Source organism: Oscillatoria salina IIICB1, from assembly GCF_020144665.1.
Lineage (GTDB): Bacteria > Cyanobacteriota > Cyanobacteriia > Cyanobacteriales > SIO1D9 > IIICB1.
In genome coordinates, this window is sequence record NZ_JAAHBQ010000078.1 from 1 (window position 1) to 25588 (window position 25588).

Below are 25588 nucleotides of genomic sequence, written 5' to 3' on the forward strand. Positions count from 1 at the left end.
GATAACATAACGAGCAACTTGGGTTTGAGGTGGTAAGGGTTTAGCTAAAGTTCCAGGATCGATATTAGTTTTTACCGAGTCACCATACCAACCAGCCCACCAACCGAGTGCTTCAACAGGTGAGAGTAAAGCAGCAAATAAAATAGCAATACCAGCGATCGCCAGTAGATTAAGTAACAGTTGCCAACTGTGAATTAAAATTTGGTACGCTTGCGATAACATTGGGGATTGGTGATTGGGAGATTGGGAGACGATCTTAATCGATCTAGAGACATTCCCTGTAACGTCTCTACAAGTGAGTTTTTTTCAATCCTGCTTCGACAATTTCTTCGATCGCTTTAAGATCCGTCACCAATTTTACCCCAGCGACGGTATTTTCCAGCCAACGACCAATCCAAGTTATCGGGCGACCAATGGTACGCTGAGATAGCTGAAATACTGCCCAACCTAAAGCCGTACACCAAAAAGTTTGCCAAATTCCCAAACCTAATGCTACGTCTAATCCGGTCAAAAATGCTAAAAAACTCCATACGGAGAGGATAACGTAGATCGGGATACCTAAATAAGGTAATGCTACCAAAAAACTGAAACTCAGAGGAGCATAAGCAAGTCCCAAAGTACGTGCGATTACCATGAAAGAAGGATATTTGGCAAACAGGACGATCGAGGCGATCCAGGTACTTAACGCCCAAAAGATGTAGCTAAAAGCGTATAATAAAGCGGCAATAAGTAAACTGAGGAAAAAGCGAATTGGTTTGACGCGGTTGATAAAGAGGACGATTGCTTGACCTACTGCTTGAGAAAATCCAGCAATGAAAGCAAATAGCACTGCGGTGACATTACTTAAAGGTATGGTTTGAATCTGTTCAAAAGCAGTTGCGTCTAGAGCGATCGCTCTTAATCCTAACTCATAGAATTGGTCAAATGCTGTCTCTGTCATTGGGTTCGCAAATGTTCTACACCAAAAAAAGACCGCAAAAGTGTTTGCGGTCTTTTTCACTTCAGTTTTAGTTGTCGTCGATTCAAATTTCGAGAAAATCCGAGTAGCGCGTTCCCAATCCGAACTACTCTAAACATTTCTTTACATTTATTGTAACATAACACACAAACTTTGGCAAAAAAAAATTAGAAACTAAAAATTTACTCATCCCCATTAAGATAGATATTTGCCCGATGTGGCTGTCCCCACAACACTCGTTCGTGCTTGTAAATTGCCATTCCGGGTTTAGCACCTTTAGGTTTATAAACGTTTTTCGGTTCGGTATAAACAACGGGAACCATTTCGCTTTGACGCGCGCGACTGTAACGCGCTGTCAAGTCAGCCGCAAACTGCAAATCGCGATCGCTAGCAACAGCTCCCGGATCTAAGCGTAGCAGAACATGACTCCCAGCGATCTCTTGAGTATGAAACCACAAGTCATAATCAGAAGCAGTGCGAAATGTCAAGTAGTCATTTTGGCGGTTATTACGCCCAATTAACAATTCAAAGCCAGAGGGAGTCTGAAAACGATAAGGTTGAGACTCGTCGCTGCGACTACTGCGTCGTTGAGGTGCGTCGAGATATCCTTCTTGGATAAGTTCGTCGCGAATTTCTTCCAGGGTGTGTAAGTCTTCCGGACTGTGGTAAGTTGATAATTGAGCGAGGTGATCTTCGACTTGCTCTAAATAACTAATTTCCGCTTCAACTTCTCGCAGCAAAGGTTCCACCGCCGTACGGGCGCGTTTTAGCTTTTGGTGGCGCTTATAAAGTGCTTGGGCGTTTTGGACGGCGTTTTTTTCCGGGTTGAGAGTAATTTCCACAGGTTCGCCAGTCTCAAAATCTGTCAGCGTAATTGACTTCATTCCCGGTTCCCAAGCTTGCAAATGCGCCATCAGTAAATCGGCTTGTTGGCGATATTCGTCAGCTTCATCAGACTCTTGCAAGCGTAAGACAAATTTTTCCGCTTTTTGACGTTGTTTTTGCAGCAAATTAGCGATTTTTTGTTGAAGTTGATGGTGGAGTTGAGCGAAGGTTTGGCGATTAAATTCGTTGGTATAGTAAGTATTGAGCAGGGTAGAAACGTTTTCCGTGGGTTCAATTAAATTCCAACCGAGAACCGTATAACCATCCTTAGTCCAACCGGGAGTAAAATCAGCATTTTCGAGAATTTGTAGCCATTCTTGCCATTTTTGGCCAATTTTTTCCCAATCTGCTTCAGACAAAGATTGATTAGACTGTTCTGGATCGAGATTTGCCGATCTTACCAGCGATCGCGCCAAGTTCGGACTCAAACCACGATAACTTTTAAGTAACTGACGAGCCAACTTACCTGGAACCAAGCTTACTCGCTCTTGCCAACGAGGTAAAGACTCAGACAAACTAGGAGCAGTATTAGTTAGAGGTGGTGGAACTTCGTAAGGTTGACCCGTTTGGATAGGACGCACACTCGATTGTTTAGCGCTAATCTGACGAGCAGTAGTGACAATCGTATTCTGAGCATCAGTGAGGATAACATTACTATACTTACCCATCACCTCGACATAAAGATGCCAAATCGGGATCTCGCCAGGACGTTGAGCAAATTGTAGATCCAAAACTCGTTCCCAAGGTGCAAGAAAATCAAGATTAATTAAAGCCAAACCCTTCAATTGATGTCGTAAGCGATCGCTAAACGCAAAAGTATCCGGTATTCTCGGTGGTGGATCTCCAACACAAATTCTTGCAGCTTGGGGATGCCAACAGATATCAATCCAGCCACGTTTTTTCAGAGTACGCAAACAAATCGTGAGATTATAGCGATCGCGTTGATATACTTGTTCAATTTTCGCCGGAACCCACTCAGCTAGCAATTCCGCACGCGCCGCAGTTAAAGTTGTAAAATCAACAGGTTGCATGGTCTTAGGGATTGGTGATTAGGGATTAGGGATTAGGGATTAGGGATTAGGAATTACTACTTACCCGCATTTACCAATTGTAGAGACTTTGCATTTTAGTCTCTACATTAGTTATCAGTTTGTCCTTCAAGTCTTCCTCCTCTCCCCAGTCCCTAGTCCCCAGTCCCCAATCCCCAGTCCCCAGTCCCAATTTCTTCCCTACGGTAGAGGGTAAATCGTGAAACTATAGTCAAATTCCGAAAGTATTATCGAAAAAAGCGGATAAAAAAGACAAAAAACCGCATAACAGTAGCAATTATGATGGTAAAGCTAAATTTTTCTGGATAACATTGAAAGAAAGATAGTATATTCGCTCCTTATCAAGAGATACGTTCGTTCCTCATGGATATTCAATTAATCAATATCGGTTTTGGTAATATAGTCTCGGCAAATCGCGTCGTCGCGATTGTTTCTCCAGAGTCCGCCCCAATTAAGCGTATCATTACAGATGCCCGCGATCGCGGGCAACTGATTGATGCTACCTACGGTCGTCGTACTCGTGCGGTGATCGTTACTGACTCTTCGCACGTTATTTTATCGGCGATTCAGCCAGAAACGGTAGCGCATCGCTTTGTGATTAGCAAAGACTCGCCAGCTAACAGTAACTAAGTCTAGCTCAAATCCAATGACAACTGGTAAACTAATTGTGTTGACCGGACCGAGTGGCGTGGGAAAAGGCACGTTAGTGCGATCGCTCTTGGCTCGTCATCCAGAATTATACCTTTCCATCTCCGCTACTACCCGAACACCCCGTCCGGGTGAAGTTGAGGGAAAAGATTATTATTTCCTCTCTCGCGAACAGTTTGAAGCCCTCATCCACTCTGATAATTTATTAGAGTGGGCTGAATATGCTGGCAATTATTACGGCACTCCGAAAGCTTCTGTAATCGAGCAAATTGAGCAAGGTGGGTTGGTTATTTTAGAGATTGAAGTAGTTGGCGCCAGACAAATTAAACAAACTTTCCTCGATGCCTTACTAATCTTTATTCTACCGCCCTCTGTCGAAGAATTAGAGCGTCGATTACGAGGTAGAGGGAAAGATTCCTCAGCAGCAATTGAAAAGCGTTTAAAACGCGCCGTAGAAGAACTTGCGGTGGCTGATGAATTTGATTTACAAGTGGTTAATGATAATTTTGAAGTCGCCCTTGAGGAGATTGAAACTGCTATTTTTGCAGTAAACAGCAAAAGTTAGCTTAATTCTTCAAAGTCTGAGATAAATTCAGTAGCGAACAAGCAAGCTTAATTTGGGGTGGCTATGTTAATTGAGAGCAACTTTTAGCGACATTCTTCGTCAAAGTAGATAACAGCGTATGATGTAGTTACTTCGATCCCAAATTGTGTTTAGAAATATCATCCTGAGAGGAAATAGTTTGTTTCACTCAGGACGATATTAAACTTTTAATTACAATTGGGGATTAGGAGTTGTTTTCTCAATTTTCGGGTGTAGCTTCCAGAAAAATCCATAATATTTTGATAGGAGTGAAGGCTTGTCTGTTTATCTTCATAAGAAAAAAGGAAAATCTGGCTTAATTGCTGTTAGCTTAGTTACTGGTATTGCTTTACCTATACTCAATTGTCTATCTGTTGGCGCTCAATTTCCTCCAAATTCGGTAACGAAAATTCCCGTTCCCCCAGAACCTATTTTAGTCCAAACAAATCTCACGACAACTGCGAGAGTTAACACTAATATTCCCAAAGGAACGAAAATTTTTGTTAATAAAAAAGATGCGGAAAAAATTGTCGTAGCAACTGATGAAACAGTAGCTTTAACTGTGAAAATAGAAAAAAGTGTTGTTAGTCCTTGGGGAACAACTTTATTACCCGCAGGAAGCGAAATTGTCGGAGAAATAACCCCTGCTAGTAGAGGTTCTCAATTTATCGCCAAAGAAATTATTATTGATGGTGAAAGTAGCCCAATTGAAGCTTATTCAGGAATAATTACCAACACAGAAAGAATTCGTCGCGGGGCTAATGCGGGTACAATTATTAAAGGTGCTTTGCTCGGTGGTGGTGCAGCCGCAGCGATCGCAGCTTTAACTGGCGATAGGGCGATCGCTACTGAAGAAATTCTGGGTGGAAGTGGGGTTGGTGCGATCGCGAGTTGGTTAATAGCAAAACGTTGGGTTGATGTTGTGGTCATCGATCCTCAGCAAGATTTAGACTTAACTCTCGCTACGGATCTCGCTGTTTCTGTTATTCCCGGTATTTAGGGGATTGGGGATTGGGTTCAGTGAACAGTTACCAGTTATCAGCGAACAGTTATCACTTAGCAGTTTATCAGACTATTCTCCCTTGTCTCCCTTGTCTCCCTTGTCTCCCTTGTCCCCCTTGTCCCCCTCCTCCCAATCCCCCAATCAACGCAGCATAACCGAAAGAATCAGCCGCTAATAATTTTTCTCCGGGATAGCTTGACAAAAGATCACAAACTGTGGTAATAAAATCATCGAGAGATAAAATTTCGGTGAGGGTTTCAAAGGCGATCGTCCACCAAAATTCCTTTTGCAGGTGAACTTGGGTAATTTCCAGATTACAATTTTGGTAGCGACGCTGCGATCGCTGTTTCTCCACCGCAATCCAAGTCTTTTTTTCCTTAACCGCAGCCGTTAGCAAACTTTCCAGGGAATCATCAACACAAGTCAATTTTACCCATTCCTCAGCTTTTCCTTGCGCTATTTCGCCAAAATCTTTTTCGCCTAACTCCGCCTTTCTCCATTTCACTTCTAAATTACCCTGACGAAGTTTAATACCTAGATTATCGCATCCCGGAGCAGATAAATACAAATCTGTGCGTTCTTCTGGCGATCCTAACCTATCCCCAGGACATTTTTCCTCAAACCAGTCTTTTACCTGATTTGGAAGCTTACCCTGCTTAAACCAGCGCATTTCCCACGTTGTCAGCATTAACTTTTCGCACTCATCTCTAAAAAGTCTGCCGCGATCGGCGATTGGTATTACTATAGCAGGCTTAAATTAGTTTCTTCATCCACAGGTAAAATTATTTCAAATGCAGTCCCCACATCTAATTGAGAATTAAATTGTAACTTACCTCCGTGTTTTTCGGTAACAATTTGATTACTAATTGCTAATCCTAATCCCGTACCTTTCCCCAAAGGTTTAGTTGTAAAAAAGTTTTCAAATATTTTTTCTTGAATTTCCAACGGAATTCCCGGTCCGTTATCAGCAATTTTAATTACTATCCATTTCTTGGCTTCATTTTCTAAACTGTTAGTAGTTATTATTATTTGCGGTTGCCAGTTTTTATCTGCTTCTAGTTGCTTATCCATCAAAGCATCGATAGCATTAGCAATAATATTCATGAACACCTGACTCAACAAGCCCGAATAGCCAAAGAAAGCTGGTAATTCACCATAATTTTTAATGACTTGAATGCCTTTTTTCAAATTATTATTTAAAATCAATAGCGTTCCATCAATTGATTCATGAATATCGAAGACTTGACGCTTCTTGTCATCCATACGAGAAAAGTTTCTGAAACTAGCGACTATTTGGGTTAGTTTTTCTGCACCGAGCTTCATACTTTGTAAAATCTTAGGTAAGTCTTCTAAGAGAAAATCCAGTTCTATTTCTGACTCTATTTCTTTTATTTTTGGTGGCTTTTGACTAAATTCTCGTTGGTAAGCAGCAACTAAACCGATCAAATCTTCACAATAATTACCTAAAAATTCTGAGTTACCATTAATACTGTTAACTGGATTTCTGATTTCGTGAGCAATTCCGGCAATCATGCGTCCTAAAGATGCCATTTTTTCAGTTTGTACTAAATGCGCTTGAGTCTTTTCATCTAATAAACGAGTAGTTAGTTCGTGAATATTTGATTGAGCGATTAATAATTGATGAATGTCTATTAATCTAAATACTTGCGGTTCTAATTGAACAACTATTGGTTCGTAAATTAATTCCGCATGACGTTGTAAAGCGAGTTTGGCTGCTTCAACAATTAATGTGTTACCCGAAAGAATTAATACGTCAGTGTGGGTAAAATCGTATAAAGAATTAAGTGGTCGTTTAAAAAATAATTCTATCCCATAAGGGCGGCTCATAATTTCTAAAAAATGTCGTCTGGAAATTATGCCCACAAAGCAGCGATTTCGAGTAAGAATTACTCCTGGTATTAAAGGATTAGTATTAAATCTATAAGCAACTTCTTTCCCTAATGAAGATAATTCTATTTGAAAATCATAGAGAGAAAGTTCTTGGAGAGTAGATTCTAAGGTTAGTTTTGAAGTTTTGGCTAAATATAGCTCCGGTGATTTGGGTTGAGACATATCAAAACTCAACATATCTTAATAAGAAGAAAAATAAGGTTTTTCTGGCTAGCTTTAGTTTACACTTTAGCACTAGCGCATTGATATTTGTTAATTGGAATATTAAAATTTTTACAAATCAAAAATATTTAATCCAATACTAATTCTTTTTTAACCTCAGCTTAACTATAAGAGTAAATTCACTTAACTCTGAAGCGAGAAAAAAAAGCTGAAGTAATTAAACTTAATTATTAATTTTCAAAGAAGGTGAATAAGCGATCGCACGATCGCGTCCGGTTTCTTTAGCTTGATAAAGAGCCAGATCTGCTACTTTAATAATAGTTTGGGGAGATTCTTCCCGGCTAGGAGTTAAGGTAGCAACGCCAATACTGAGGGTAACATAAGGATCACAACAAGAATCTCGGTGAGGTATTTTCAGTTGTTTAACTTGGGAGCAAATATTCTCAGCTATTTTCACAACACACTCTCTGTCGATTGTCGGTAAAACTACGGAAAATTCTTCACCACCATAACGGGCAACTAAAGACAAATCTCCAGGTATAATTTGGTTAACTGTAGCAGCAATAGTAGCAGCAACTTTCTTGAGACAATCATCTCCTGCTTGATGACCGTAAGTATCGTTAAAATTTTTAAAGCAATCGACATCACAGAGAATCAAAGAAAGTGGTTTTTGCTCTCTAGCTAGGGTTTGCCATTGTTGAGTTAAATATTCATCAAACCTACGTCGATTAGAGACTTCCGTGAGTCCATCTAAGGTAGCAAGACGTTGTAACTCTGAGTTAGCAGCTTCAAGTTCTTGATAAAGTTTAGTTAGTAACTTACTTGCCAATTCATGAATTTTCGATTGAGCGATTAATAACTGATGTACGTCTAATAAGTGATAATTTTGGGGAGCAATTTCCACGATAACTGGTTCGTAAAGTAATACTGGCGATCGCTGCAAAGCCTGTTGCGCTGCTTCGACAATTAAAGTATCGCCCGAAAAAATTAATATGTCAGTTTTGATAAAATTATATAAAGACTTGAGCGTGCGCTTCAAAAATAATTCTAGCCCATAAGGGCGGCTCATTCTTTCCAAAAAGCGTCTTCGGGAAATCATGCCGATTAACTGTCCGTCTTCAGTTAAAATTACTCCGGGCAATAAGGGATTTTCCTCAAATTCGCGAGCAACTTCTCGGCTGAGACAGAGAGATTCGATCTGAAAATCATAAAGATTTAGTTCACTTATGGTTGACTCTAAGCGCAAATAGTTATTACTCTCATCAAAAGAAAAAGTTTGAATGGAGACTCCAGGTGACACAACGAGATAAAGTAGTAGTAACACTCCGTCATCAACCAGTAGTTAGAAATCAAAATCGTTATATATTAACTGGGTATAACTCTAGTTGGTTGCGGAACTAATTCAAGATTAACTTAATCAGCTAGAGATACAATGTCTTCTGTAACACCAAAAATCACAAATACTCTTGAACTAGATCGCTCATGGATCGACTGTACAACGCCTTCACGCTTTTTTTGAGTTTATTAGTAGAAGCAATACCTTTTTTGCTGCTAGGGGTTTTGCTTTCCAGTGCGCTGCTATTATTTATCGACGAGCGCCAGTTAGTTAAGAATCTGCCCAAAAATCCGATTTTAGGGTCATTTATTGGTAGTTGTGTCGGCTTTTTGTTTCCTGTCTGCGAGTGTGGTAACGTACCGGTGGCAAGGCGACTGCTGATGCAGGGTGTTCCGACATCGGTAGCAATTGGCTTTTTACTCGCGGCACCAACGATTAATCCGATTGTAATTTGGTCAACTTGGGTAGCATTTAGAGATCGTCCAGAAATTGTTTTATTACGAATTGTCTTTTCGTTGAGTATTGCGACAATTATTGGTTGTATTTTTGCGGTGCAAAAAAATCCCGAACCGTTGCTACAACCTGCTTTGTGTAATCGCTTGCGCTATCTGATGACGCAAAAAGATCGCCAACCTTTGTGGGAAAAAAATGAAGCAGTGCCAGCTTTGTTGCAGTCTGGTACTTATATTCTCGGTCAATCGGGACAACCTTGGCAAAGTTCGGCCGCAATGCCGCTAAGTGGGTATCGTACTTCTACCAAGAAGAAAATTGACTCGAAAAAGTTGCGTTTGTTTTTGGACAATCTGGTACAAGAATTGCGAGAATTAGGAGGGATGTTAGTTATTGGTAGTGCGATCGCGGCTTCGATTCAGGTTTTTGTCCCTCGTGAAATTATTATCAGTCTTGGTCAAGGTCCGATCACTTCGATTCTTGCTATGATGCTCTTGGCGGCAGTGGTTTCGATTTGTTCGACAGTTGATTCGTTTTTTGCTCTTTCCTTCGCTTCAGTGTTTACCAGTGGTTCCCTGCTAGCGTTTCTCGTTTTTGGTCCGATGATCGATCTTAAAGCGATCGGTTTGATGTTTTCGATTTTTAAGCCGAGAATGATTATTTATCTGTTTGCGATCGCGGCGCAACTGACTTTCATTTTCACTCTGTCCTACAGCTATTTATTCTAATCTGCGCGGATGAGTTCCAAATCCAAAAGTATTCAATACAAGTACAAAGTTCTGTTTCCCTGGCTAGATATCTTTGCTTTCTTGGCTTGGGGCGTGTTATTGCTAAAATATTGGCTGACTGGTCAGCTACAATTACTGATTCACCCGAATTATTTTTGGTTAGTCTCAGTTACAGGAATCATTTTAGTAGCGATCGCCTCTTTGCGCGTTTGGCAACAGTTACAAGGACGGCGCAAACGTAGCTACGAACAAGATTTAGGCGAAGATGTGCGTCATATTACCTTATTTCCGCCTGGATTTAGTAGCACTTTACTACTTGTGGTAGCAATTTTAGGTTTATTGATTCCTCCAAAAATTTTAGCCAGCGATACCGCTTTACAACGAGGAATTACTGATTCTCTCTTGACAACTAGGGCGCAACCCCAATCTTTTACTGTCTCTATTCAACCAGAAGAGCGATCGCTTCTCGATTGGGTACGCACTCTCAACGCTTATCCGGAACCGGATGATTATTTTGGTCAAAAAGTGAATGTGAAGGGCTTCGTGGTTCATTCATATGCACTTCCGGAGCAATATCTTGTTATCTCTCGGTTTGTGATTACTTGTTGCGCGGTTGATGCTTATCCAGTGGGATTACCTGTGAAGTTATCTACTTCTCAAAGTGATTATCCTGTGGATACTTGGTTACAAGTTGAAGGTTCGATTATTACTGAAGAACTTGCTGATAAGCGTCAAGTTGTGATTGTTCCCACTTCGATTGAGAAAATTCCTACTCCGAGAGATCCTTATGAATTTTAAGGGATTAGTGATTGGGGACTGGGGAGGAGGGGATTGGTGATTGGGGAGGAGGGGATTGGGGATTGGGGAGGAGGGGACTGGTGATTGGGAGGATCTCTCTGATGTAGAGACGTTGCATGGAACGTCTCTACAATTGGTAAATGTGGATACTTGCTAATTAATATATGAAGAAAAAAACAAGCAACAAATTCTGGCAACAGCCGATTGACCGTGTAGCGATCGCGCTAATGTTGGCTTTGGGGGTAATTATTAGTTTCCTGGTTTTAGTGGTGGAACCTACGGGACCCCACGTACGCGATTTTAGCTGGTCAGGTAAAACTATCGGTGCTAATGATACTGGCTTTCTGATGACTTTTAGCCGTCCGATGGATCGAGATAGCGTCGAAAATAATCTCAAAATCGATCCTTTTCTGCCCGGAAAATTTAGCTGGGCGGGACTAAGAATGGCTTATACTCTTACTTATCCTGCACCCTATGGCGCTCAATATCAAGTTAGTTTAGAAGGTGCGAGAGAACGCTTTCAAGAAGAAGATTATCAAGGTAAACCCTTGCAACCATTTACGGGAAATTTTATCACCCGCGATCGCGCGATCGCTTATATTGGTGTTGAAGGTGATGAAATTGGTCGATTAGTTCTCTTTGACTTGACAAAACAACAAAAAAGTGTTCTAACTCCACCCAATTTGGTAGTAACAGAATTTATTCCTTATCCGAATCGAGAAAAGATTTTGTTTGCGGCTGCGGACCCTACAACCGAACAAGAAGGCTTACAAGAAGAAAAACTTTATACTGTCACCACAGGGATTAATTATCAATCTTCAGACAAAGAAATTAATCATGATTTAGCAGGTAAAATTGAGCTAATTTTAGATAATCAAGATTACCAAAATCTTAAATTCGATTTATCCAGAGACGGCAAAACAATTGTTGTCAGACGAGTAAATCGTAATAATCCGGCTGAATTTGGTTTGTGGTTCATCAAAGAAAATGCCGAACCACAACCGTTAAACAACCAACCCGGAGGCGATTTCATCATTGTACCAGATAGTAAGAGTATAGCGATCGCCCAAGGTGAAGGTGTAGCAATTTTGCCTTTAGAAGCGGATGCGAAACCCATTGATTTTCTCTCTCAGTATGGCAGAGTTCTCGCTTTTTCCAGAGATGGTAGAGCCGCAGCAATGGTTAACTTTAACACTCAAGACCCTGAATTGCGCTATCAGCGATCGATTTATCTGGTAACTAATCAAGGAACAGAAAAAAAAGTCCTCGACACCAACGGCTCAATTCTTGACTGTCAATTCGATCCTAGTGCAACCAACTTATTTTGCTTGCTTACCGATCTAACCACCGAAACCAACTTATACATCGAACAACCCTATTTAGCAGTAATTAATCTGCAAACCAATCAACTCATTCGTCTTGCGAAATTACCCCAACAAATCGATCTGCAAATGAGTTTAGCCCCAGACGGATTAGGCATACTTTTAGATCGAGTAATTCCTAACCCCGATCCTTCTGCACCCGGAGGAATATTAAGAACAAATTCCGGGGAATCGATTGCTACGAGTAAACTTTGGTTACTATTACTTTCCTCACCTCAATCCCCAGATCCTGCTACAGCCCGACTCGAAGAATTACCCTTACCAGGTTGGAACCCGCGTTGGTTGCCTTAATTATGTATGTTGTTCGTAATCTTCAGACGATTCAGGATCGAGTTGCCAACGATTTTCATCTCGTCTTTCTAACTTATCTGCGGTTTGTACGGGTTCTTTTTCCGCCGAGGAAATACCCATCGCCGATTGCATTTCTTCAGTTACATTTTGACCTGGAGTTGAAGCAAGTCCGCCCACCGCTTCATCTCCTGTAACCTTAGCTTGATACTGGTTAGCATCGAGATCTCCAGCAGTTACCTCACCACCAGAAGCCATTCTGGTTGTCGCCTCAGCGATCGTTTTACCGCCGCCAGTATTGCGAGAAGTCACGCCCGGTAAAGTATCATCTCGATCGCTTGCCGTCGTGCTAACCTCAACTGGAGGCATTTTATCTTCCGCTTGCATATCTTTAAAAGCTTCTTGCTTGGGTTTATTTGCCATAATATTTGCTCCTGTATGAAATTTTTGCTCAATATTGCTGCGTTCGCAAACATGAGATTGCTTGTAGCATCTCCCCCGATACCATAGCGCGATCGCTCTACTCAGTGTCTCTCACTAAAGAGCGAAAATTAACTAATTTCACTTTTGCGTCTGCACTACTACCAAAAAATTAGGTGAGTAAACCCGATCGCCAGCGATCGCATTCTTTTGTAGACTGGGAGAGTAAGTCATCTTTGCCGCGATCGTAGCCGCTCATTTTCCCTCTATGAAAACATTATTGACGCTTTTTAGTCAGGAACGCAGCGAACTAAAATTACAAATAGAACAAACAACTAGCCCCGAACAAGTCGTTCAATTAGTACAAAATCGACTCGATAATCTGGAAAAAAACTATATTGGTGAACTAAATATCGCCCAAGTACGTCTAGCTGGTTTTTTCCTCGACGCGTTACGTCAGTCGGTAGCAACTTTAGCCGCAGCGAAGGAGAAAAAGCGAGAATTAGAATCCAATCAAAAGAGACAATATTCCCCGAAAAAGATCGCCCTGAAAGTAGTCCAAGGACTAATTTGTTTAGGAATTTTGGATTCATTACTGAGTCGGACTGCTGCTGCCGCTTGGATGGGAGTCTTGCTGGTGTCTCTGCTGGTCGGACTTGAAGTTTTGTTCCAATTCGACCGAAATAACCAAAACGATGCCTCTACGAAGCTTCTAGAGCCGTCTCCGGTGCAAATTGATAGTCAACTGGTATTGGATAACTTGGCAGATGCGTTGCAGACAATCGATTTAGCGGTAACGAGAGTAGAAAACACTCAGCAACATCTCGACTCTAATGGTATCGAACAGTTGCCAGAATTATTGAATTTACTGCAAAGATTAGTTGGTGCATCATTGCTAGAAAAACCGCAAATGGCGCTACAACTAACAAAACTCATTCCCCAAGTCTTAATCGAACAAGGAATTAGCGTGCAAATGTATCAACAAAATAGCGATCGCCTTTTCTTTGATTTTGAGCCAAGTATTGACCCTACTACTCAAGATTACATCACGATCGCCCCCGCTTTGTTAAAAGGCGATCGCTTGTTGCGTCGGGGTAGAGTTATTGAACCAGCTTATTCTCAAGCGAAAGAATAAATTCATTAGCAAACTTAAAGTTTAGATGAGTAATTTTCAGGAAGTAAATTTCCAGCCAAATTACTTTTAATTAAAACTTATATCAATTAAAAATATCATGGAAATTGTCGAAATAATTGGCTTCGATCTGGGACACGGAGAAACTGCTATTGCCAAAGCGAGAGTGGAAAGTATCGAACCTCCAGAAATGCTGGAAGTTAACAATAAAAAAGTGCAAATTACCGCCCTTGGTTGGCATCCGGATCTCGGTTATTTAGTCGGAGAACAAGCCTTAATTCAAGTTGGCGTTACCCAAATAGAAATTGCTTTCAAACAAAAACCTAACGCCGATTTACATTACCGCAAAACTATTCAGAATTTTCTCGAAACCTACTACAATTTGCTGAAAAAAAGTAAACAAATTGAAGGGGGGGAGAATAGCCACTTTTTCGTCGGGTGTCCTTCCGGATGGTCCCTCAGCGATCGCCAAAATTATCAAACTCTCCTCAAAGAAACAGGTATTCCTTTATTAAACGTCGTACCCGAATCTAGAGCGGCTTTTATGCACGCCAGAGAAGCAGGTAAACTAGGTTACGACTCCCTCAAATCGGCAGTATTAATTATCGATATTGGTTCTTCAACCACCGACTTTACCTTAGTCAAAAGTTTACACGAAATTCCTCTGGATTTTGGTAGCAATCACCTCGGTGCATCTTTAATCGATAAAGCTATTTTTAACCACACTCTTGCTAACCATGAAGATTGCGAATTACTCACAAAAGTATTCCAGCAATATCCCCATCATTTAGCACGTTGTGAAATTGCAGCCCGCAAAGCCAAAGAAGATTATTTCTCGAACGAAAAATTATACACCGGACAAAACTTTGCCCGTGGTTTCGAGTCAATTAACGAACAAATTTACTTTGTTCCTCAAGTAAATCAAACAGTCATGAAAGAGCTTTTAAACCAACCTTTACCTGAACTAGAAAACAAAAGTTGGCTCGAAGCATTCCAAGAATCAGTAAGTGAAGCCAAAGAAACCCTCAAAGATCGAGGAATTATCCCCAAAGTTGTCCTTATGACAGGCGGTGCATCTCGAATGCAATTTACCCGTCAAATTTGCCAAGAAATGTTTCCCGAACCCAATACTCAAGTGCGTCCAGATCCCGAACCAGAACGCTGTATCGCTCTAGGTTTAGCCCGAGTCGGACGTTGGGATTTACGTGCAACTGAATTCAAAAAAGAAGTCAACAAAAAACTAGATTCTCAAAAGCTAAAAGAACTAATTTCTCGACATATTCCCGAGTTAATTCAACTATTAGCTCAACCTCTCTCAGAAACATTAATCGAAAACGCCATCAAACCAAGTTTAAAAGACTGGCGCAACAACAAAATTCGCACCTTAGCAAACCTCGAAACAAAAATGAAAGAGCAAGCCGAAGAATTAATTGTTAGCGACAAAGTTCGCCAAGTTATCAGAAATCAATCAATCGCTTGGTTTAACAGTAAAATTCAACCAGAATTAGCTCAAGAAACTGACCCCATTTGTCGGAAATATCAAATTCCTAGAAGTAGCTTGCGCTTTGAAGAAGGTATCAACCCGGCTGTAGTTAATCCAGAGTTATCTCTCGGAGATACAATTCTTGCCGATACTGTCGCTTTAATCGTTAATATTGTCATTGGTAGTGGCACAGTTGGCAGCTTAATTACTCTTATTTTAACCGGACATTTCACTTGGCCCATCGTCTTAGTTTATGGCGTTTCTGTACTAGCTGCGGGAGTGGAAATAACTCGCAGTAAAACCCAAGCAGCAATCAAAGAAAAATTAGATGTTCCTAGTTGGAGTCGTCGAGTTATTTTAGGCGATAATAAAATTGACTCAATTTGCGACCAAGCTAAACCGGAATTAGAGAATGTTTTCCGACAACAATTGACCGAAAATCAAGAAGTTTTCGACGAACTAATTGCCAAAGTTGGGCAAGAATTGAAGAAAGCTTTGAATGCAAAAGCAGAAGAAGCTGTAATATTGATACAATAAAAACTAGCTATCAGAAGAGAATTTGGAAGCTATAAAAAGCTAATATGGCGGTGCAAAATCAAGACAATTAAAATACCTGCTAATTATTTTATTTTAAAGGGAGGCTATTGAATAGCTAGCAAGTAGTTTTGCACGTACAGTTTAATTAACTTATCTTTTTTTGCTGAACTGACTGAATTTAGGAGCTTTATTTTTTATGGATGAATACTCAATCGAAACAAGAAGCAAAAACATATTTAACTCAAAAACGAGAGAATATTTCGATGAAGTGTTCAGTTCCTACCAAGCTGGAAATTATCGTTCAGCAGTAGTAATGCTTTGGTCAGTTGTAGTCTGTGACTTGTTATTTAAACTTGAATATCTAATTGATATGTGTAACGATGAAGAAGCTAGGAGAATTTTAGAAGAATTATCTAAGTTCCAAGAAAGAAATACTAATTCATCACAGTGGGAACTTGAACTCATCAAGCTGGTTAAGGATAAAATTAAATTTTTAGATATATCTGAATACGAAAATTTAGTTCACTTACAGAAACAAAGGCATTTATCCGCTCATCCGATAATTAATGGAAAGAAAGAGTTGTACAGACCTAATAAAGATACTGTTAGAGCTTTAATTCGTAATACTTTAGATGCTGTACTTATTAAGCCACCAATTTATACAAAAAAAATATTTGATGAATTTATCAACGATATATCTGAGGCTGAACCATTGCTAATTGATGATCAAAAGCTAAATACTTATCTTGAGAGTAAGTATTTTTCTAGGATGTCTACAGAGGTCGAATCGAAAATATTTAGAAGTCTTTGGAAGTTGGTCTTTAAATTAACAAATGAAGAATGTAATCAAAACCGTGAGATAAATTATCGTGCTTTAAAACTAATATCTAGTCGCAATAAAAGCACGGTTGTCAGTTGGGTAAACTCAGAAAAAGATTACTATAGTAGTATTGCCCTAAATGGTAAGCCAGTCCAATTTTTAGTTTGCTTTCTTTCTCAGTGGTCAAAATTATACGAATTATTTACAAAAGATGCTAAGATCATAATAGAAAATTGTATTAAATCTCAAACTAAGTCTCGTTGTTTAGGCTGGTTTATAAAGCCCAATCTCGACACTCATTATAAAGATTTACTTGAATGGATAGAAAGTAGTGATAATCTTAATTTGGAAAAAGACACTTTTAGAGAAATAATTTTAATTTCTGACACCCTTGAATGGGAATTACGGGTCAATAATTTAGCAAGTTATTACTATTGTAAGAGTCTAACTTACGATGATGCTGATAAACGTTTTAAGCAAGCCCTGGAACCTTTGATTAGTAAATATAACAAAGAAAATTTACTTGTTCTCTTAGAAAGAATAGAATTAAACAAGCAGGTTTATGAAAGACGTTCTGCTAAAGAAGACCATAAAGTAGTTAAATTAAGATGTGATGAAGTTTTTGGTAAAAATTATAACTACCAAAAGTTTCCTAATTTCCAAAATTCGTTGAGCTAATGTTGTGCTAATTTATTTAATTATAGCCTTTTTAGAAATCTAATAAGTCATAACTGTCTTGAAGCGATAATAACTTTTTTCTGGCTTCGCCGGCGTTGTCGGCTAAATCGGCAAATTGAACGAAACGCTTGATTTCTTTACGCAACAAATTACGTTCAATTTCCCAGGTATCTCGGTCTAATTTTGGGGGCATGACAATCATATCAAATAAGGTTGCTCTTTGTTTCCCTGGATGGGGGCGTAAAATTCGACCGCGACGTTGAATAAATTGCCGAGGATTGCCTGTACTTGCTAAAATTACTGCGTTTTGAATTGCGGGAATATCGACACCTTCATCTAAGCAGCGAATTGCTACTAAACCTTGCAATTCTCCTCTTTCAAATTGTTGTCGCATGGCTTCTCTTTGGTGAAGGGGAGTTTCGGCGGTATAAGTATTAATTCGATAGCCTAATTCTGCGCCTAAAATACGGGCGACTGCTGTTAATTGGCGGTTGTCCTGATTGTCTTTATGTTTCTCGGTTTTTGAGTTAGAATTAGAGGTAGAATCGACAGAACCATCGCCACAATAAAATAAAGTATGGGTGGTATGAAGGCGCTTTTTCATCAATTCTCGTAAGGCGAGTAATTTGTTACTGGCTGCACCGATGAGACGCGATCGCTGCATCAATAATGAGGTTAATGTATAATTAGTTACTAAATCTGGATTCTCTGCTAGCGCCCAACCAATTCTTTTGGTTAATTTCGCATAAGCATAACTTTCGGCTTCTGTCAAGTTAACTAAAACTGGATAATAGAAATAACGAACTAATGCCCCGACTTTAATCGCATCTGCTAAGGTAAATTCGGGCTGTAAAACGTTACCAAAATAACTCAATAAACAATCTGTACCTTCGTCGTCATAATACCTTTCCGGAGTTGCAGAAAGGGCGAGACGTAAGCCAATATTGCGAGGCAAACTTTCTTCTAAACGCGGCGCACCCAAATTATGTGCTTCGTCGCCAATTATCAAAGTTTTCGGGGGGAAAAACTTTAATTGTGATTGAAAACCTTCATTAATTAAACTCGAATTCGTCGTAATTACCGTGAGAAATTTTTGCTGACCTGCATGAATATGATATAATGCTTGAGAAAGCTGACTTTGCCAGTTATAAACACTTTCAAAAGCTAAAATAGGTTCTAAATTAAACCTCTCACATTCCCGCGCCCATTGTGTTACTAAATGGCGATAAGGACAAATTATTAAAAGAACCTGTAAATTAATTTTATTATAGAGTTCAGTAGCGATCGCCAATGCCGCGATCGTCTTACCGCTACCCGTCGCCATTTTCAGCGTACCTCGTCCCCGATTTGCCAACCAACTCTTGACAGCTTGACGCTGATATGTTCTCAATTCTAGATTGGCTGGAAATTGGGGACAACCCAGAAAAAGAGAAGACGACAAATAACCACTATGCAACTCTCCAACTCGGTAACTAGAAATTCCGCGATCGTACTCATAGACTAACCTTTCCCAAGGAATAGCCAAAAAATCGTCTTCATTCTCAGCTTCAACAAAATATGTCCCCATCTGCAAATCTTAGTAATGCAACCATAATTAGAGTGTAACTCCAATCTGAATTATCAATATCTCTTAGCAAGAAATAATTGGCATTTAGGAAAGATCTCTTGGTTCCCAAACAAACTCACCGTTTTTATTAATATAACCAAATTTAGTACCAATTTTCACTCTTGCCAAGCCATTCTCAAAATCCCAACCCCAATCAAATTGAGGCGAAATCACCATCTTTCCAGTTGTATCAATATAACCAACTTTATTATCCACCAAAACCATCGCCAGTTCCTCATGAAAATCCTCAGCTAAATCAAATTGAGGCGAAATCACCATCTTTCCCGACGGATCGATAAAACCGAACTTATTACCAACTTTTACTCTTGCTAAACCGGTAAAAAAATCTCCCGCTAACTCAAACTGAGAAGGAATTACCATTTGTCCAGCTTGATTAATTCCGCCAAACTTTTCTCCTTGGGCTACCCAAGCTAACCCATTAGAAAAGCCAAAACCAGAGTCAAACTGACTGGGAATAACTACTTGTCCGGAAGTATTAATATAACCTACTTTATTTCCTATGCTAACTGCTGCTAACCCCTCAGAAAAATCCATTGCCTGATTGTATCTTGTCGGGACAACAAGTTGACCTGTTTTATCAATAAAACCATACTTGCCATTATTACTAACTCTCGCCCTACCATTAGAGAAATTCCAACCAAAATCAAAACGAGGAGAAATAACCACTTTACCAGCAGGATCGATATAACCTACTTTGCTATTTATTCTCACCATCGCCAATCCTTCAGAAAAATCTTCGGCGTTACTATATTGGGGCGCAATAACCATTTTTCCTTGAGTATTGATATAGCCAAACTTATCGTTAACTTTTACCCGCGCTAGCCCATTAGAAAAGTTTCTCGCCCGCTCAAATTGAGGCGGAATAATTACCTTTCCGGCGGCATCAATATAACCAGCTCGATCGTTTTCCCAAATTAAAAATAGCTTAATTTCTGCTTGACTTTGGGCTATTATTGTGCTTGTAGCTTGAGCAAAAGCTAGTTGATGAATAGTAGTAATTCCAGCAAAAATAGCTAGAGAGAAAAAGAATTGTCTTGATTGGTTCATGAGAGAGATAGTCCCAGAAAATAAGTTATTTCTAGACTATATCTAGCAATAGCGTTCAGACAATAAACCCCAAAAAGTTTTGCTAACTCTTTGGGGTTTAGTTATACCAGTTACTGAAACCTAGTCAAAATAAAGCACTGACTACGAAGACTTTACTCTTCTTCCTGAGTTGCAGTTGCTTCCGGTTCAGATTCCGACTCAGCTTCAGTAGTAGTGGTTTCCGGTTCAGATTCCGACTCAGCTTCAGTAGTAGTGGTTTCCGGTTCAGATTCCGATTCAACTTCAGTAGTAGTGGTTTCCGGTTCAGATTCCGACTCAGCTTCAGTAGTAGTGGTTTCCGGTTCAGATTCCGACTCAGCTTCAGTAGTAGTGGTTTCCGGTTCAGTTTTCGACTCACTAGCTGGTGCTGGTGCTGGTGCTGGTGCTGGTGCTGGTGCTGGTGCTGGCTGGGGTTGTGGTTCTGGTTCTGGGATGATATCGCTAGGTTTACCTTCTCTCAATTTGAGAGTTAAGTAACGAATTACATCATCGCTGAGGCGCATATCTCGTTCGAGGGGGGCAATAGTAGCGCCCTCAGCGAGATAATTCATTTGGACGTAAATACCATCTTGGTGTTTACCAATTTCGTAAGCCAAACGGCGTTTACCAAGAACTTTAATATCGATCTCCCGTGCGCCCCGTTCTGTAATAAGATCGCGATATTTACCAACTATCTGTTGCTGCTGGTCTTCAGAAAGATTAGGACGCACGATGTACATTGTTTCGTAACTATTCACGAGTTATTCTCCTTATGGACGATATGGCTTCTTTCTGCGTGGCTAGAGGTCAAAGACTGTTTGCTAGCTATCAACATCAAAAAGAAGCAAGGATTTAAAATCTTACTACCACTGTGTACCTTAATGCTAGTCACTAGGGTAGCTTGGCACTGACAAACAATTCAAACCCTATTTTTTTTTGCAAGCTCAAATTGAACATAACCTGCTATGGCGCAACGTTACGTCCGTATTAAAACCAACCTTGGACAAGTGTACTACGGCTTATTGCAACTTAGCCGTAGCGTGCAAGTTCTCGATGCTCCACCTTGGTTAGGGGGACAACCTACCGATTTGGAGTTAGAACCTGACGATTATCTAATTTTGGCTCCCTGCGCTCCTTCTAAAATTATCGCTGTTGGGAAAAATTATGCCAACCATGCGGCGGAAATGGGAGGTGATGTACCCACCGAACCAATTTTGTTTCTGAAACCGCCGACAGCGATTACTAGCGATGGGAAAGAGATTTACTATCCCTCGCAGTCAGAAAGAGTTGATTATGAGGGAGAGTTAGCCTTAATCATTGGCGATCGCGCTCATAATTTTACTAGCGAACAAGCTCGCAGTACCATTTGGGGTTATACTATTGCCAACGATGTTACTGCCCGCGATTTACAAAGAAAAGATTCCCAATGGACGAGAGCGAAAGGCTTTGACAGTTTTTGTCCTCTCGGTCCGTGGATTGTCCGGGAATTAAGTGCTGGAGCGAGGCTACAGACTTTTATCAATGATGAACCCTTACCCAGACAGTCAGCATCAATCTCGGAAATGGCATTTTCCCCAGAATTTATTGTCTCCTATATTTCGGGTATTATGACTTTACTCCCAGGAGATATCATTTTAACGGGAACCCCAGCCGGAGTTGGAGAGATGCGAATTGGCGATCGCGTGCGTGTGGAAATCGAAGGCATTGGTAGCTTAGAAAATCAACTGGTATCGCCTCCACTTATCACTTAGATCCTTTGGTGCGAAACTCTACTTTTCTTTATTGCTCCTCACATTTTTTCTTTTTAGCGCACTTGAGAATAAACTGCCTCTGATAGTTGGGGAATTTCTGCGTAATGTCCCCGCAGTGACTGAACTATCGAGTAACCGCAAGCAGCTAAGGTTCCTAAAAAGATTACATTATACAGAGTTTCAACCAGTAAAGTTCCTTGTAGCCCTCTACCAATCACACTCAGTACCAAACCAATCAAAAACAAAAGAATATCTATTAAAATCGCTTGCATTGTATTGAAACGAATAAAATGACTGATTCGTTCGTTTCTCACTACTGCTAAGAACAAGACAAAGAAAATGATTAGTCCTGCAAACGGACCTAAAATAGAGTAAATAAACGCTAAAGGTAGAAGTGGTATTTGGATAATTTCCAGGATGGGAAACTCTCGGATGAGATAGACACCAAAAGGAAAAACATAAAATAAAGGAATTAAGTAAACAAGCGCTCCGAAAATGCGGTCTTTAATATCTGTTGAACCACGCCAAGTCATTGTTTTTTCTCCTTGAGGACATGAGCAAGCAGTTTGGCGATCGCTAAGGGCGCTGGCGAAGAAAGCGCCAATCGCTCCATTCCACGATAGCGCAATCGCGACTTTTCTTTTCACTGCTCTAGAATCAAAGTTGCCCAAATTTTTGATTTATTTGATTTAGCTATGGCGCTAACATAAACCTTGCGTCTGTTTTACTCAATATCCGCCAAGCGAAAACCCATCTGACACTCATACAAATCTGGTTGCTTGGATCTAGTATCGATCTCGCATCCTGCTAGGCGCAAAGCACGCCCACAACCTAGTTTACCTTGATGCCATCGAGGTAAACCGCTTTGGGATGCCATTAAGCAACCTTGACAAACTTGCTGTGGGGAAAGAATTTGTTCGTCTGCGAGTATGACTAACATATTACCCCTCCGGTAGATATCTTATGTAGTTAAATTCATTCTAGTTGGAGATTTCGGTTCTGAGTAAAATCTGGTACATAGTGTAACTTGTATCCCGCGAGCGAGTAGCAGTATTTACCACTCCTCAGTCCCCAATCCCTGTTAAGATAGTTGATTTGGGGAAGTATTTCGGCTGAGTCTTCTAGTTGCTATTGATGCTTCTCAAATCACTAAACTCGCAAACGATAATTAATATGGCTCAAACTAATTTAGATTTTCTATCTCAAACAGATCCAGAAGTAGCAGCAACGATCGCTCGCGAATTACAACGCCAACGGGATCATCTAGAATTAATTGCTAGCGAAAATTTTACTTCCGCAGCAGTGTTAGCAGCACAAGGTTCGGTATTAACTAATAAGTATGCTGAAGGTTTGCCAGGTAAGCGCTACTATGGCGGCTGTGAATTTATCGATCGCGTAGAAGAAATGGCGATCGCCCGCGCTAAAAATTTGTTTGGGGCAGCGATGGCTAATGTTCAGCCTCATTCAGGGGCGCAAGCGAATTTCGCGGTCTTCTTGGCGCTGTTAGAGCCAGGAGACACAATTATGGGAATGGATTTATCCCACGGCGGACACCTCACTCATGGTTCGCCTGTGAATGTTTCCGGTAAGTGGTTTAAAGTTGTTCAGTATGGCGTTAAGAAAGAAACTGAACGCCTCGACTTTGACCAAATTCGCGATCTAGCACGCCAAGAACGCCCGAAACTAATTATTTGTGGTTATTCGGCTTATCCACGGATTATTGAATTTGAGAAATTTCGCGCGATCGCTGATGAAGTTGGTGCTTATTTACTAGCCGATATCGCTCACATTGCTGGTTTAGTCGCTACAGGACTTCATCCTAACCCAGTACCTGAGTGCGATGTGGTAACAACTACTACTCACAAAACTTTGCGCGGACCTCGTGGTGGTTTAATTCTCACTCGCGACCCCGAATTAGGTAAAAAATTAAATAAAGCTGTTTTCCCCGGTACTCAAGGTGGTCCCTTAGAACACGTTATTGCCGCGAAAGCAGTAGCTTTTGGCGAAGCACTCAAACCCGAATTTAAAGCTTATTCGGCGGCAGTAATCGAAAATGCTCAAGCTTTGGCGACGGGCTTACAAAAACGGGGTTTAAAGATTGTTTCTGACGGTACAGACAATCATCTGTTGCTGCTAGACTTGCGTAGCATCAAAATGACAGGAAAGCTTGCCGATAAATTAGTGAGCGAAGTTAATATTACTGCGAATAAAAATACCGTACCCTTCGATCCCGAATCGCCCTTTGTGACTAGCGGATTGCGTCTAGGTTCCCCTGCAATGACCACTCGAGGCATGGGAACGAGCGAATTTGACGAAATTGCCCAAATCATTGCCGATCGCCTCTTAAACCCAGAAGACCAAACTGTAGCCAACGACTGTCGCCGTCGGGTTGCAGCTTTATGCGAGAAATTCCCACTCTATCCTCATTTGCAAATTCCCGTTCCAGCGATCGCGTAGAAGGGATTAGGGATTGGGGATTGGGAACTGGGTATTGGGGAATTGGGAGAGAGGGAAGACAAGGAAGAGGGGAAAGACAAGGGAGACAAGGAGGAGAGGGAAGTTATATTACTTAGAAACCAGTTACCCAATACCCAGTCACCAGTCCCCAGTCCCCAGTCACCAGTCCCTACCCTAGTCCCCAGTCCCCAATCCCCAATCCCCAATTATCGTAAAGCGAGCAATTCTGCTTGTAGCAAAAAACTAACACCCAATAGGAAAAAAGCACGTTTAATAGCGATCGCTTGAGACTGCTTTAGACTAAAGTGGTGTAGTCTCTTTTGAGTCAACCGTTCTTTCTAGACCGACAATTGGTGATGCCTGCCCAGTTGTACCATATAATTGCATTCCTCGTCTCCATGACCGTTGTCTTATGGAGTACGCCAGTAGTAAAAACCCTAGGATTAAAAAGTGGACGCGTAGATCGACCTGGCGATCGCAAAGTCCACAAACGCCCAATGGTTCGTTTGGGAGGTGTCTCGATTTTCGCTGGCACTTTGACAGCCCTAGCGATCGTTTGGTGGCTAGGAGGCTTTGAAACTGTTTCCCCAGAAAAAGAATTGGAAGTTTGGGGCGTTACCCTCGGAGGGATCGCCTTTTTCCTGATTGGACTTGCTGACGATTTATTCAATCTCACTCCTACTTCCCGCTTGATTATGCAAACGGGTGTTGCTTCCCTCGCTTGGTGGCTGGGAGAGGTCAGAATTGAGTTTCTTTCGGTTCCTTTTGATGGCTTAGTTCATCTGAGTTGGTTGAGTCTTCCTGTCACCGTATTTTGGTTGGTGGGTATGGTTAATGCGATCAACTGGATTGATGGTTTGGATGGCTTGGCTGCTGGTGTTTCCGGTATTGCGGCGGTAGTAATGCTGATTGTTACTTTGTTTATGCAGCAACCTGCTGCCGCGATGATTGCCGCAGCGATCGCTGGCGGTGCATTGGGCTTTTTGCGCTATAACTTTAATCCCGCAGAAATTTTTATGGGGGATGGTGGCGCTTATTTTCTGGGCTTTACTCTTGCTGGTGTCGGCGCAATTGGTTTAGTGAAAACTACCGCAGTTACGGCTGTATTGCTTCCTTATTTAATCTTGGCAGTACCAATTTTAGATATGTCAGCAGTGATTGTTTCTCGCCTCAGTAATGGTAAATCTCCTTTTTCGGCTGATAAGCGCCACTTACACCACCGTTTGTTGAAAGCAGGAATTTCTCAACGTTTAGCGGTTTTGTTTATTTATGCTCTCACTCTTTGGGTTGGTAGTTTAGCCTTGGCTTTTTCTAATTTTCCCAGTGGTGGAGCTTATGCACTCGGCGCGACAATGTTACTGTTTTATGTCGGTTGGCAAGTCTGGCGGATCGCTCGGATTAGAAATTAGTTTTTCGGTGGTAGTTGGTAGTCTGTGG

The 25588-nt window shown here is 40.9% G+C and carries 23 protein-coding genes and 1 pseudogene; 12 read left to right on the forward strand and 12 right to left on the reverse strand.

The genetic code is table 11. From position 1 onward, the window contains the following. From G3T18_RS20015 to G3T18_RS20025, 3 genes are all read right to left on the reverse strand, one after another. A partial coding sequence (locus G3T18_RS20015) for a hypothetical protein (RefSeq protein WP_224412357.1) occupies positions 1-222 on the reverse strand: 222 nt, incomplete at its 3' end. A 67-nt stretch (positions 223-289) separates the two neighbouring features. Continuing rightward, positions 290-940 (reverse strand): hypothetical protein, encoded by a 651-nt coding sequence (locus G3T18_RS20020; RefSeq protein WP_224412358.1) that lies wholly within the window; start codon positions 938-940, stop codon positions 290-292. Between the two features lie 200 nt (positions 941-1140). Beyond that, a complete protein-coding gene (locus G3T18_RS20025; protein WP_224412359.1) occupies positions 1141-2874 on the reverse strand; it encodes an Rqc2 family fibronectin-binding protein in 1734 nt (577 codons plus the stop codon). Between the two features lie 381 nt (positions 2875-3255). Here G3T18_RS20025 and remA point away from each other — a divergent pair, with 381 nt between their 5' ends. From remA to G3T18_RS20040, 3 genes are all read left to right on the forward strand, one after another. Continuing rightward, a complete protein-coding gene (gene remA / locus G3T18_RS20030; RefSeq protein ID WP_224412360.1) occupies positions 3256-3522 on the forward strand; it encodes an extracellular matrix/biofilm regulator RemA in 267 nt (88 codons plus the stop codon). A gap of 16 nt (positions 3523-3538) precedes the next feature. Continuing rightward, on the forward strand, positions 3539-4105 hold the full coding sequence (gene gmk, locus G3T18_RS20035; protein ID WP_224412361.1) for a guanylate kinase: 567 nt from the start codon (positions 3539-3541) through the stop codon (positions 4103-4105). Positions 4106-4400: 295 nt separating this feature from the next. Further along, the gene (locus G3T18_RS20040; RefSeq protein ID WP_224412362.1) at positions 4401-5123 is read left to right on the forward strand and encodes a hypothetical protein; all 723 of its coding nucleotides are present in this window, start codon (positions 4401-4403) and stop codon (positions 5121-5123) included. A 67-nt stretch (positions 5124-5190) separates the two neighbouring features. Here G3T18_RS20040 and G3T18_RS20045 read toward each other — a convergent pair whose 3' ends face one another. From G3T18_RS20045 to G3T18_RS20055, 3 genes are all read right to left on the reverse strand, one after another. Then, entirely contained in the window at positions 5191-5814 is a 624-nt protein-coding gene (locus G3T18_RS20045; protein WP_224412363.1) for a hypothetical protein, read from the reverse strand. A gap of 53 nt (positions 5815-5867) precedes the next feature. After that, the gene (locus G3T18_RS20050; RefSeq protein WP_224412364.1) at positions 5868-7199 is read right to left on the reverse strand and encodes a sensor histidine kinase; all 1332 of its coding nucleotides are present in this window, start codon (positions 7197-7199) and stop codon (positions 5868-5870) included. A 223-nt stretch (positions 7200-7422) separates the two neighbouring features. Next, positions 7423-8499 (reverse strand): GGDEF domain-containing protein, encoded by a 1077-nt coding sequence (locus tag G3T18_RS20055; RefSeq protein WP_224412365.1) that lies wholly within the window; start codon positions 8497-8499, stop codon positions 7423-7425. Between the two features lie 182 nt (positions 8500-8681). Between G3T18_RS20055 and G3T18_RS20060 the strand changes: the two genes are divergently transcribed. From G3T18_RS20060 to G3T18_RS20070, 3 genes are all read left to right on the forward strand, one after another. After that, a complete protein-coding gene (locus G3T18_RS20060; protein WP_224412366.1) occupies positions 8682-9713 on the forward strand; it encodes a permease in 1032 nt (343 codons plus the stop codon). A 9-nt stretch (positions 9714-9722) separates the two neighbouring features. Further along, the gene (locus tag G3T18_RS20065; protein WP_224412367.1) at positions 9723-10511 is read left to right on the forward strand and encodes a TIGR03943 family putative permease subunit; all 789 of its coding nucleotides are present in this window, start codon (positions 9723-9725) and stop codon (positions 10509-10511) included. A gap of 164 nt (positions 10512-10675) precedes the next feature. After that, positions 10676-12184: a hypothetical protein gene (locus G3T18_RS20070; RefSeq protein WP_224412368.1), complete on the forward strand. Its 1509-nt coding sequence runs from the start codon at positions 10676-10678 to the stop codon at positions 12182-12184. On the opposite strand, the gene G3T18_RS20075 is transcribed toward G3T18_RS20070, so the two are convergent. After that, positions 12185-12604, reverse strand: a complete 420-nt coding sequence (locus G3T18_RS20075; protein WP_224412369.1) for a DUF6335 family protein — start codon at positions 12602-12604, stop codon at positions 12185-12187. Between the two features lie 265 nt (positions 12605-12869). Between G3T18_RS20075 and G3T18_RS20080 the strand changes: the two genes are divergently transcribed. From G3T18_RS20080 to G3T18_RS20090, 3 genes are all read left to right on the forward strand, one after another. Further along, a complete protein-coding gene (locus G3T18_RS20080; RefSeq protein WP_224412370.1) occupies positions 12870-13736 on the forward strand; it encodes a hypothetical protein in 867 nt (288 codons plus the stop codon). A gap of 97 nt (positions 13737-13833) precedes the next feature. Continuing rightward, entirely contained in the window at positions 13834-15753 is a 1920-nt protein-coding gene (locus tag G3T18_RS20085; protein WP_224412371.1) for an Hsp70 family protein, read from the forward strand. A gap of 196 nt (positions 15754-15949) precedes the next feature. Then, positions 15950-17251 (forward strand): hypothetical protein, encoded by a 1302-nt coding sequence (locus tag G3T18_RS20090; protein ID WP_224412372.1) that lies wholly within the window; start codon positions 15950-15952, stop codon positions 17249-17251. Positions 17252-17282: 31 nt separating this feature from the next. Here G3T18_RS20090 and G3T18_RS20095 read toward each other — a convergent pair whose 3' ends face one another. The 3 genes and pseudogenes from G3T18_RS20095 to rpsF all read right to left on the reverse strand — a co-directional run. Beyond that, complete coding sequence (locus tag G3T18_RS20095) at positions 17283-18818, reverse strand: DNA phosphorothioation system restriction enzyme (protein WP_224412373.1); 1536 nt, start codon at positions 18816-18818, stop codon at positions 17283-17285. 84 nt (positions 18819-18902) lie between these two features. Beyond that, positions 18903-19925 carry a WG repeat-containing protein gene (locus G3T18_RS20100; protein ID WP_224412374.1) on the reverse strand — a complete coding sequence of 341 codons (1023 nt, stop codon included), beginning with the start codon at positions 19923-19925 and terminating at the stop codon, positions 18903-18905. 500 nt (positions 19926-20425) lie between these two features. After that, positions 20426-20701 (reverse strand): annotated as a pseudogene (gene rpsF, locus G3T18_RS25955) (30S ribosomal protein S6); the annotation flags it as partial. A 207-nt stretch (positions 20702-20908) separates the two neighbouring features. On the opposite strand from rpsF, the gene G3T18_RS20110 reads away from it, so the two are divergent. After that, on the forward strand, positions 20909-21694 hold the full coding sequence (locus G3T18_RS20110; RefSeq protein WP_224412375.1) for a fumarylacetoacetate hydrolase family protein: 786 nt from the start codon (positions 20909-20911) through the stop codon (positions 21692-21694). A 53-nt stretch (positions 21695-21747) separates the two neighbouring features. Here G3T18_RS20110 and G3T18_RS20115 read toward each other — a convergent pair whose 3' ends face one another. Beyond that, positions 21748-22227, reverse strand: coding sequence for a Tic20 family protein (locus G3T18_RS20115; RefSeq protein ID WP_224412378.1), 480 nt, complete (start codon positions 22225-22227; stop codon positions 21748-21750). Positions 22228-22418: 191 nt separating this feature from the next. Beyond that, a complete protein-coding gene (locus G3T18_RS20120) occupies positions 22419-22634 on the reverse strand; it encodes a hypothetical protein (RefSeq protein ID WP_224412376.1) in 216 nt (71 codons plus the stop codon). Positions 22635-22867: 233 nt separating this feature from the next. On the opposite strand from G3T18_RS20120, the gene glyA reads away from it, so the two are divergent. Next, entirely contained in the window at positions 22868-24151 is a 1284-nt protein-coding gene (gene glyA / locus G3T18_RS20125; RefSeq protein WP_224412377.1) for a serine hydroxymethyltransferase, read from the forward strand. Positions 24152-24507: 356 nt separating this feature from the next. Further along, entirely contained in the window at positions 24508-25560 is a 1053-nt protein-coding gene (locus G3T18_RS20130) for a glycosyltransferase family 4 protein (protein ID WP_224412379.1), read from the forward strand. Positions 25561-25588: the final 28 nt, after the last annotated feature.